Here is a 10,129-nt window from a genome sequence, read left to right as displayed (position 1 = left end):
GAAACTCGTAGCGTTGCGCCGCTCGGCCGCGGGGCTTTCGAGCGCGGCGACTGCGGCGAAGGCGAGCGCGAGGATGCGTTGAAGAATGCCGCCCGTGAAGGCACCGCCACGTGTTGGGTTTTCGCGTGCCCCGGAGTTCGCCATACGCTGGGCTTCCTGTAATGCAACAATGAGCGCGGCGCAAACCGAAAGCCGCCCGCGCGTTGGCCGAAGCCACGCAATGTTTGCACGCAATTCTCAAATAAGGCTTGGCTCCCTACAGTGATACGTGTAGCTAAGGTCGCGTTCCCGCCGAATACACTGCGCATGAATCCATCCGACTCGCCGTCCACCGCACCCAAGGCCGCATGGTGGAAGGAACTCAACCGTTACCACTGGTTCGTGCTCATCGTGGCCGCTCTGGGCTGGCTCTTCGACACGATGGACCAACAGCTCTTCAATCTCGCGCGCGTTCCCGCGATGAAGGCGCTCCTCAAACCCGGCGAGGACGTCGCGCTCTACAGCGGCTACGCCACCGCGATCTTCCTCATCGGTTGGGCGACGGGTGGCCTCGCTTTCGGTGTGCTTGGCGACCGCATTGGCCGGGCGAAGACGATGATGTGGACGATCCTCATCTACTCGGTGTGCACCGGGTTGAGCGCACTTTCCACCGGGTTTTGGGATTTCGCCTTTTATCGCTTCATCACCGGCCTTGGCGTCGGCGGGGAATTCGCCGTGGGCGTGTCGCTCGTCGCTGAAGTCATGCCCGACAAGGCGCGTCCGCACGCCATCGGATTGCTGCAGGCACTCTCCGCGGTGGGAAACATCACCGCCGCGCTCATCAGCGTGACGCTTGGCCACCTCGAGGAGACAGGCGCGATCGGCTCGGCGTGGCGCTGGATGTTCGTGATCGGCGCGTTGCCCGCGATGCTTGCGCTCGTCATCCGCGCCAAACTCAAGGAGCCCGAGAAGTGGCAGCAGGCCAAACAATCCGCAGGCTCGGAGCACCTTGGCTCCTACGGCGACCTCTTCGGCAATCCAAACTGGAAACTCCCCGCAACCATCGCCGCGCTGTTCATTGTCGCAATCGTCGGCGTGGCTTTCTTCGGCAACCCGGCATGGGCGAAAGGCACGAAGCTCAAGATCGGCCTCGTGCTCGCGGGCTGCGCGCTCGCGGCGGGGCTATGGACGGTCTTTGGCGGGAACGGCGACACCCGGTGGCGCAAGCGCGCCGTTGTCGGTTTGTTGCTCGCGCTCTCCGGCATCATCGGGTTGTGGGGCATCGGCTTCTTCAGCATTGACCTCGTGCGCTCGGTCTTCACCAAGTCCTTTCAAGCCGAGGGCGTGGACCCGGCTAAAATCCCCGGCATGGTCACCAAGTGGGCTGGCATCACTTCGATGATGCTCAACCTCGGCGCGTTCTTCGGCATTTACGCGTTCAGCCATGTCGCGCAGCGCATCGGGCGGCGGCCCACGTTTGCGATCGCCTTCGTGCTCGCGCTGCTCAGCACGGCGATGGTGTTCCTGTTCCTCCGCGAGCGCAGCCAGGTTTTCTGGATGATTCCGATCATGGGCGTGTGCCAGCTCTCGCTGTTCGGCGGTTACGCGGTTTACTTCCCCGAGTTGTTTCCCACGCGGCTGCGCAGCACCGGGATTTCCTTCTGCTACAACGTCGGGCGCTTCGTCGCCGCGTCCGGTCCCGCGGTGCTCGGCCTGCTCACGAGCGAAGTTTACAAGGATCAACCCGAGCCGATGCGTTACGCCGGCGTGACGATGTGCGCAGTGTTCCTGCTGGGCCTGATTGTCCTGCCTTTTGCGCCGGAAACGAAAGGCCAGCCGCTGCCCGAAGATGAGCGAGGCTTCGCCCATTGACTCCGTGCAATGAAGCGATGCGCATGGCCGAAGGACGAGCTCAACATCCGCTACCACGATGCCGAGTGGGGCGTGCCTCAACACGATGACAGGATGCTCTACGAGCATCTCGTCCTCGGAGGCGCGCAGGCGGGATTGAGCTGGGCCATCGTGCTGCGCAAGCGCGAATCGTACCGGAAGGCGTTCGCAGGACTCGAACCCGCCCAGGTCGCCCGCTTCGACTCGCGCAAAGTCGAGAGCCTGCTCAAGGATCCCGGCGTTGTCCGCAACCGGCAGAAAGTCGAGTCGGCGATCCGCAACGCGCGCGCTTTCGTCAAGGTGCAGGAGGAGTTCGGCAGCTTCAACGCGTGGCTGTGGCGCTTCGTGGACGGCCGGCCCGTGGTCAACCGCCGGCGGACGCTCAAGGACATTCCCACGCGCTCACCGCTCTCCGACCGCGTCAGCAATGAACTCAAGGCGCGCGGGTTCAACTTTGTCGGCACGACCATCGTGTATGCCGTCCTGCAAGCGGTCGGCGTGGTGAACGATCACACCGTGGATTGCTTCCGGCATCGCGAGTTGGGCGGATGAGTGGGTGAGGCCGGCTACGTTCACTTTGCCAGATTGTAGCAAACCAACCGCTCCTCATTCCGCACGTAGAGCCGCTTGTTCGAGAGAATCGGCGCCGCCCAGCACGGGTAGCCGAGCATCGGCACTTGGAACGACGAAATCTCCTCCGCCTTTGCCGCGTCCGGCTTGAACAACCCGAGCTTCCCGCCCTCGCCGAGAGCGATCAGCTTGCCGTCCGCAAGGATGGCTGAGCCTCGACCATAGACCGGGAACTGCGTCCCGTGCTGAGGATGCTTCTGCCACTGTTCGTCGCGCGACCACTTGACCCTGCCGGTCTTGAACTCGACGCACCGGAACGTGGCGTCCGGTTCGTCGCGTCCGCTGAAGGCATACAGATGCCCGTCGAGCAGGATGGGTGTGTTCCAATGGATTTCGAGCGCCGGGATTTTCCAGCGCCCGGTCTCGGGGTCGCGGTCCGAGAGGTCGAAGGGGTGCCGCGCCGGGTCTTTCCACACTTCCTCGAAGGACTTCCCGTCGGGCTTCACGCGAAGCAGCACCGCGCCGCTGCGATAATACGCCGCCGAAATCAGCACCAGGTCGCCATGCACGACCGGGTTCATCGCGTTCACCGAGTCGTTCGCCATGGATTGAAACCACCGCACAAAGTTGACCTCGCCCGTCGCCGGGTTGAGAGACACGAGCCCCTGCCGCATGAGGCACAGCACATGGCGCCTGCCGTGGATGGTCGCGGCGACGGGCGAGGCGTAGCTCGCGAGCTTCTCGAAGCCCGTCCACTGATACGGCGTCTCCGCGCGCCAGCCGATCGTGACCACACCGTTCCAACACTTCTTGCCGACACTCTCCCAGATCGTTTTCCCCGTCTCCGGCTCGAGCGCAACCACGCCGGAGTCGGGCTGGCCGCCGACCATCACGATCAACCTGCCCTCCTCGAGGATGGGCGTGCTGCCGACGCCGAAGAACGCCTCGGGCACATTCCAGTCTTTTGCAGTGTCGCGCCTCCAGATGGTCTTGCCCGTGGCGAGGTCGGTGCAGAGCAGCCTGCCTTCCGCGCCGAAGGTGAAGCAGCGATTGGTGGTGAGCAGCGGCGCGCAGCGCGGCCCGTTGTTGTAGCCGAACGGGTCCACGTAACGGCTCGGATAGGCGTTAGTCCACGCGGTGCGGCCGGTCGCGGCGTTGGCGCATTCGACAATCTCCTCGCCGCCGATGCGGTGATGCAGCACCAACCGCTCTCCGCGGATGCTCGGAGCCGCGTAGCCCGTGCCCACTTTGCGGTCCCAAACCAGAGGTGGTCCCTTCGACGGCCACTTCTCCAGCAGCCCGGTCTCAAGCGACGTGTTGTCCCCGCGCGGGCCGAGGAACTGCGGCCAGTCCTCGCCAATCGCGGTTGCGATGAGTAACCGGCTCGCGGCGGCGAGCAACAGCAGCGAAGCACTCCCGGAGATGGACTTCGAAGTCATCCTCGCACGGGTTGCTACTTCCTCGCCTCGGGGGTCGCCGTCAACTCCACGCGTTTGCCTTCGCGCAGCACGATCACTTTCACGGCCTGGCCGATCTTCACAGCGTCCATCGCGTAGGTGTAGTCGTAGATGTTGGCGATCTTCTGGCCGTTGAATTCCACGATCACGTCGCCGCCTTTGAATCCGGCCTTGTCCGCGGGACTGGCGGGGCGGGTGCCGGAAATCTTCACGCCGGCGATCTCCGTCGCGTAGTCGGGGATCGTGCCGAGGTAGGCGCGGAGATTGTCGCGCGAGCCGCCGCTGTCCTTGCGTTCCACTTTTGCGTAGGCGGGCGGCGCGGGCATGTGCGCAAGGTCGAGCGCGAGTCCGTGCGCGAGCTTCGTGATGCGTTCGAGGCCTTCGTAGTTGAGCGTCTCGGGCTTGTCCGCCGGGCGGTGATACTCGTCGTGGCTGCCGGTGAAGAAGCTCAACACCGGCACCTGCTTCGAGTAAAAGCTCGTCACGTCCGTCGGCAGATACGGGTCCTCCTGCAAGGCGAGGTTGAAGCCCGCGGCCACATTTCGTTTCTCGACGAGCCGCGTCCAGTTTGTCGAGGAGCCGGTGCCCTGCACGAGCAGCTTGTTGTCGCGCAGGCGGCCGACCATGTCGAAGTTCACGTAGGCGACGGCGTTGCTCAGCGGCTTGAGCGGGCGCTCGGCGTATTGCGCGGAGCCGAGCAGGCCGAGTTCCTCGCCGCTCCACAGCGCGAAGAGCACGCCTCGCGTGAATGCCGCCGGACTCTTCTTCCGTTCGGCTGCGAGCGCGGCGGCGAGTTCGAGCACTGCGGCGGTGCCGCTCGCGTTGTCATCCGCGCCGGAGTGGATCTTGCCCTCCTCGTCCTTGCGCGCCATGCCGCCGGTTTCGCCGTGGCCAAGATGGTCGTAGTGCGCGCCGATGAAGACGTAGCCGGTTTCCTTCGAGCCGGGCGCAGGGGGCAGCCAGCCAAGCACGTTGCGGTCGGTCTGTTTGATGGGCTCGACGGCGGCGGTGAGCGCCACGCGCGCCTTCGGAAACGTGAAGCTGCCCTGCGCATGCGGGTCTTCCTTGTCCAGCGCGGACTGGATTGCCTTCAAGTCCCTGCCCGCGGCGGCAAAAAGTTCCGACGCCACGTTTCCGTTTACTGACATCGCGACAATGCCCGCGCCCGCGCCGCGGTCGTAGGTGAGCGCGGCGAGCTGGCCGGGGTTCGGCGAGTTCGGTCCGCTGATCACGAGCAACGCCCGCGCGCCGCGCTGCCGCGCGATGAGGGCCTTGTAGCGCAAGCCGGCGTAGCGGTTGAGTTCCGCGCGGCGCCTGGCATCGGCCTCCTCGGGCACGTAGCGCAGCACGAGCACGACCTTGTTGGACACGTCGAGGCCGGCGTAGGAGTCGTAGCCTTCGCCGGGCTTGCCCGGCACGCTCAAGCCGTAGCCGGCGAAGACCACCTCGCCCTCGACTGTGCCGCTCTGCGAGAAGGCGAGCGGGCGGAAGTCTTTCTCGGGCTCGTAGCCGGGCATCGGGGTCACGGCGTTCTCGCGGGCGATGGCGAGACGGTTTTGATTCGTGAGCACGCGCACGCCGGCGTTGAACTCGAACGGCTGGAAGAAACTCCTCGGGTCGCCGAGCGGTTCGAGGCCGGCCAGCTTGAATTGCTCCGCGATGAAGTCTGCCGCGAGTCGCGCGCCGCGCGTGCCCGTGAGCCGGCCTTCGAGCGCGTCGGAGGCGAGGTAGGAGACTTGGGCTTGCAGATCGGAGGATTTGATTTCGGGGGAGAGGTTCTTCGGGCGGGTCTCGGGGGTCGCATGGGACTCATGGGTTCTATGCGATGCGTGGGCCACATCAGCAGGAACGCTGCGCTTCGCCGCGCCGGCCAGCGCCGCCAGCGCCGCCTCGTGATTCCAGTCCGCCATGAAGAGCTGCGACTTGCCATCGCCGGTGCGGCTGGCGGTCCAGCAGAGTTTCTTGCCGTCCGGCGAGAAGACCGGCAGGCCGTCGAAGCCGTCGGTGAACGTCACGCGCACCGGCTCGCGTTCGCCGAGCGGGTCCACGATGAACAGCTCGAAGTTCGCAAAGCCGTGCTTGTTCGCCGTGTAGATCACGTAACGGCTTGCGGGATGAAAAATCGGCGCCCAGCTCATCGCCTTGAAGTCCGTCAGGCGGCGCACGTCCGAGCCGTCGGTGTTCATCGTGAAGACGTCAGCCGTCTCACCCTTCTCATCGAAGCGCCGCCAGATGATGCGCCGGCCGTCCGGCGAGAAGAACGGCCCGCCGTCGTAGCCGGGCGTCTGCGTGAGCCGCCTCTGGCCGGAGCCGTCGGCGTTCATGATGTAGATTTCGCCGAAGTAACTCGGGTCCACTTCGAGCTTCTTCAGGTCCGCTGTGGAGAGCTTGTTCGTCGGATACGCGTCGCGCAGCGAGGAGAACACGATGCGCTTCCCGTCGGGCGAGTAGCTGCCCTCGGCGTCGTAGCCGGGCGATGTCGTGAGCCGGCGAATCTTCGAGCCGTCGCGCTTCGCCGCGAAGATGTCCATGTGCTCGTCGTAGTCCCACGAGTAGCGGCGCTGCTTGCCGGTGGCGCGGAATTCCAACTCGGCCTTCTGTTTGTCGCGCGCCTGCGGGTCGAGATGCGTCGAGGCGAAGAGCACCTCGTCGCTTCCGGGCCGGAAGAACGCGCACGTGGTCTTGCCGTGGCCTGGCGAGACGCGGTGCGTGTCGCCGGTTTCGAGGTTGAGGGTGTAAATCTGGTAGAAGGGATTGTCCGCCTCGCGCTCGCTCTGGAAGATGAGCGTCTTGCCGTCGGGCGAGAAGTAGCCCTCGCCGCTGCGTTTGCCGTCGTAGATGAGCTGACGGGTGTTCGAGAGGAACTGCGATTCGCCCGCTGGAGGCGCAGCCGAAATCGGGAGCGCGACGAGCGTGGCGATGATGAGCAGGGCCGGGGACGGTTTCATTGCTGCGACGGGGCTGGGGTGCGATGGCATCGAGTCACTGACGAATCCTTGCAGGAGGGGATTCGGCAGGCGAGAGGAGTTTGGAGCCGGATGGGGAACCGCGGGGCGCTAGCCCATCAAGCCGCGGATGGGTTCGCCGTGGTAGAGGTTGAAAGGACGTCCCTGTTCGTCGTGCCACATCGTGTTCTGTGGCAGGCCAAGTGCGTCGTAGATGGAGGCCGCCATGTTCTCGGGCGTCTGCGCGTCGCTTGCCGGATAGCCGCCAATCTTGTCGGACGAACCGATCACCGTCCCGCCGCGGACGCCGCCGCCGGCGAAGAACACGCTTTGCACCGCGCCCCAATGGTCGCGGCCGGGCAGCGTGGCGCTGGGAATCTTGAAAATGCGTGGTGTGCGGCCAAACTCGCCGGCCATGACGATGAGCGTGCTGTCGAGCAACCCGCGGTCCTTCAAGTCATCGAGCAACGCGGACACGGCGCGGTCCATCGGCGGCAGCAGGAAGTTTTTCAGATTGGGGAACGCGGCTTCGTGGGTGTCCCATGTCTCGTTGTTGCCGAGATTCACCTGCACGAGGCTCACGCCGGCTTGGACGAGTCGCGACGCGAGCAAGAGCGACCACCCGAAGGAGTTTTTTCCGTAACGCTCCTGCAAACGCGGGTCGGATTGCGTGACGTCGAAGGCCTTGATTGTGTCCTGCCGGGTGAGCAGCGAGACAGCCATGTTCCAGTAGCGGTCAAAGGACTGCGCCTCCGCGGCGGACTCGAGCAAGCCACGCTGGCGGTCGAGTTCGCCCTGCAACGCGAGGCGGTCGGATAACCGCGCAGCAAGCGGTTCGGACAACGTCACGTTGGGCGATCGAAAGGGGATGTCCGCCTTCGCCGCGCCCTTGTTGTGATGAAACAGAAACTCGGGGTAGGCGCCGTAGGTCTCCGCATTGAACGGCGACGAGTCGAGAATCCATGGATCCTTCCGGGAGCCGAGCGTGCCGCCGAACTGGCCGGGGATGACGCGCCCGGTCCGGTGAATCAACTTCTCCGGCAGCACGATCGCCGGCGGCAGGTTGTTGCGTGCGGGACGGAGCGAGTTGGCGAGCGCCGCAATGGACGGATGATCCGACTGCTTCGGCTTGTTCGGGTCGAACCCGACCGGCATCTCCCCGCGGCCGGTGAGCATGATGTGATGGCTCGCGGAGTGGTCGTTCGACTTGTGCGTGAGCGAGCGGCAAAGCGCCCAGAGATTGCTGCGCCTGGCCAGCTCGGGCAGATGCTCGCAAATGTGGACGCCGGGTGTGCGCGTGGGGATGTCCTTGAACTCGCCGCGCGTCTCCTCCGGCGCCTCGGGCTTCGGGTCGAAGCTGTCCTGTTGCGCGAGTCCACCGGAGAGAAAGATATAGATGACCGACGTTGCGCGGACTTTTGGCGACGGGCCGTCCGCAAGCGCCCGAAGCGGCGCGAGTTGATCCATGCTCAGGCCCACAAGACCAAGCGCGCCCGCTTGAATCGCCGCGCGGCGGGGAATCCTTGGATGGCCGGAATGATTGCAGGGCACGCGCATGCTCGGAGTTCTGCTGATGGTTGGAGGCTAGTCCGGTGCGGCGGGCCCGTAAAGTCCAATTCCGAACCAAGTTGGTCTCGGTCGCAAGAACTGACTGCCTCAACCGATGAACACCGCGTGCAGCGCGCGCATCGCCTGCTCGCCCTGGTCAACACTGATCACGACGGAGACTTTGATCTCGCTGGTGGAAATCATCCCGATGTTCACGCCTTCCTTGGCCAGCGTGCTGAACATCTTCGCCGCGACGCCGCTGTGACTTTTCATGCCGACGCCCACGATGGAGAGCTTCCCAATCTTCTCGTCGGCTTCGACCCCGGCGAAGCCGACCTCGGACTTCAATCCGTCAATGACCTTGCGCGCCTTGAGCAGGTCGGGCTTGTCCACGGTGAAGGAGATGTCGGTCGTCGGCGACTTCGATGCGTGGCTGACATTTTGGACGATCATGTCCACGCTGATCGCGCCGTCGGCAAGCGCGGTGAAGACGCGCGCGGCGACGCCGGGTTTGTCCGGCACGCCCACGAGCGTCACCTTGGCCTGATTCTTGTCGAGCGCGACGCCGCGCACGACGATGCTCTCCATGCTTTGCGTTTCCTCTTTCACGATGGTTCCTGGGTTGTCGTTGAGACTGGAGCGGACTTCAAACACGACGCCAAATTTCTTGGCGAACTCGACGGAGCGGAGCTGCATCACCTTCGCGCCCGCGCCGGCGAGTTCGAGCAATTCGTCGTAGGCGACTTCACCGAGCTTGCGCGCGGCCGGGACGATGCGCGGGTCGGCGGTGTAAACGCCGTCCACATCCGTGTAAATCTGGCAAAGGTCGGCCTTCAGCGCCGCCGCGAGCGCAATGGCCGTGAGGTCCGAACCGCCGCGACCCAGCGTGGTGATCTGGCCCTCGGCGGTCTCGCCTTGAAAGCCCGCAACGATGACCACGTTTCCCGCGTCGAGCAGCGCGTGGACTTTCTTCGGCGTGATGTTCTGGATCTTCGCCTTCGTGTGGACGCCGTCGGTGACGATGCCCGCCTGCGCGCCGGTGAGCGAAGCCGCGGGCACGCCGAGTTGCTGGAGCGCGATGGCCGTGAGCGCGATGGTCTGCTGTTCGCCGGTCGCGAGCAGCATGTCCATCTCGCGCTCGGGCGGTAGCGGCATGATTTCCTTGGCGAGCTTGATGAGCCCGTCGGTCACGCCGCTCATCGCGGACACGACCACGACGACCTGGTCGCCACGGTCGCGATACTGCTTCACGCGGCGCGCGACAGTTTTGATGCGTTCCGGATTGCCGACCGAGGTGCCGCCGAATTTTTGGACGATGAGTGCCATGCAAAGGCCGCCGTGTTTAGCAACCTGCCCGCAGCTTGGCAATTCCGGTTCTCATCCGGTGCCGTTCGCCTTGCGCATCCACCATGGACATTCCAGGTGAATGCGCACCAAATCGCCGCGCCCGTCCCTCAGCGCCCGCGCGGCGGCAGCCGTGCCGGCCTTCCGCGGACGGAGGCGTGTGATTGCATTGAAGGACTTCGCTGACCAGCGCCGGGCGTATCTTGCGAAGAAGATCTAGCGTGTGTGACGGGCGAGGAGATACGCGCGGAAAGCCTCGTAGTCAGCGCCCATCCGGTCGTAGTCCTCGGTCTGCTGAAGTCCGGCGGTCATGGCGGCGGGCACATCGGGCGCCCAGCCGACGACCTTCTCCACTTCTTCGGGGAACTTCGCCGGGTTGGCGGTCTCAACGATGAC

General features: G+C 64.8%; 6 protein-coding genes. 2 read left to right on the top strand and 4 right to left on the bottom strand.

The features are described from left to right. Positions 1-306: 306 nt before the first annotated feature. Together FJ386_14150 and FJ386_14145 are read left to right on the top strand one after the other, a co-directional pair. On the top strand, positions 307-1,851 hold the full coding sequence (locus FJ386_14150; GenBank protein MBM3877834.1) for an MFS transporter: 1,545 nt from the start codon (positions 307-309) through the stop codon (positions 1,849-1,851). Positions 1,852-1,860: 9 nt separating this feature from the next. Next, the gene (locus FJ386_14145) at positions 1,861-2,421 is read left to right on the top strand and encodes a DNA-3-methyladenine glycosylase I (GenBank protein MBM3877833.1); all 561 of its coding nucleotides are present in this window, start codon (positions 1,861-1,863) and stop codon (positions 2,419-2,421) included. Between the two features lie 20 nt (positions 2,422-2,441). On the opposite strand, the gene FJ386_14140 is transcribed toward FJ386_14145, so the two are convergent. The 4 genes from FJ386_14140 to FJ386_14125 all read right to left on the bottom strand — a co-directional run bounded on the left by FJ386_14140 (position 2,442) and on the right by FJ386_14125 (position 9,715). After that, positions 2,442-3,878 (bottom strand): hypothetical protein, encoded by a 1,437-nt coding sequence (locus tag FJ386_14140; protein ID MBM3877832.1) that lies wholly within the window; start codon positions 3,876-3,878, stop codon positions 2,442-2,444. 14 nt (positions 3,879-3,892) lie between these two features. Beyond that, positions 3,893-6,844 carry a M28 family peptidase gene (locus FJ386_14135; GenBank protein ID MBM3877831.1) on the bottom strand — a complete coding sequence of 984 codons (2,952 nt, stop codon included), beginning with the start codon at positions 6,842-6,844 and terminating at the stop codon, positions 3,893-3,895. Positions 6,845-6,952: 108 nt separating this feature from the next. Then, on the bottom strand, positions 6,953-8,398 hold the full coding sequence (locus FJ386_14130) for a DUF1501 domain-containing protein (protein ID MBM3877830.1): 1,446 nt from the start codon (positions 8,396-8,398) through the stop codon (positions 6,953-6,955). A gap of 99 nt (positions 8,399-8,497) precedes the next feature. Then, the gene (locus tag FJ386_14125; protein MBM3877829.1) at positions 8,498-9,715 is read right to left on the bottom strand and encodes an aspartate kinase; all 1,218 of its coding nucleotides are present in this window, start codon (positions 9,713-9,715) and stop codon (positions 8,498-8,500) included. Between the last annotated feature and the right edge of the window lie 414 nt (positions 9,716-10,129).

It is taken from the genome of Verrucomicrobiota bacterium (assembly GCA_016871675.1).
Taxonomy (GTDB): domain Bacteria; phylum Verrucomicrobiota; class Verrucomicrobiia; order Limisphaerales; family VHCN01; genus VHCN01.
Note: the sequence above shows the minus strand (reverse complement) of the source record. Positions and strands in the feature narration are given on the sequence as shown.

Excerpts from the sequence above, each read along its gene's own strand:
- FJ386_14150 (MBM3877834.1), top strand. The coding sequence starts at position 307 with ATGAATCCATCCGACTCGCCGTCCACCGCACCCAAGGCCGCATGGTGG.
- FJ386_14145 (MBM3877833.1), top strand. The coding sequence starts at position 1,861 with ATGAAGCGATGCGCATGGCCGAAGGACGAGCTCAACATCCGCTACCAC.
- FJ386_14140 (MBM3877832.1), bottom strand. The coding sequence starts at position 3,878 with ATGACTTCGAAGTCCATCTCCGGGAGTGCTTCGCTGCTGTTGCTCGCC.
- FJ386_14135 (MBM3877831.1), bottom strand. The coding sequence starts at position 6,844 with ATGAAACCGTCCCCGGCCCTGCTCATCATCGCCACGCTCGTCGCGCTC.
- FJ386_14130 (MBM3877830.1), bottom strand. The coding sequence starts at position 8,398 with ATGCGCGTGCCCTGCAATCATTCCGGCCATCCAAGGATTCCCCGCCGC.
- FJ386_14125 (MBM3877829.1), bottom strand. The coding sequence starts at position 9,715 with ATGGCACTCATCGTCCAAAAATTCGGCGGCACCTCGGTCGGCAATCCG.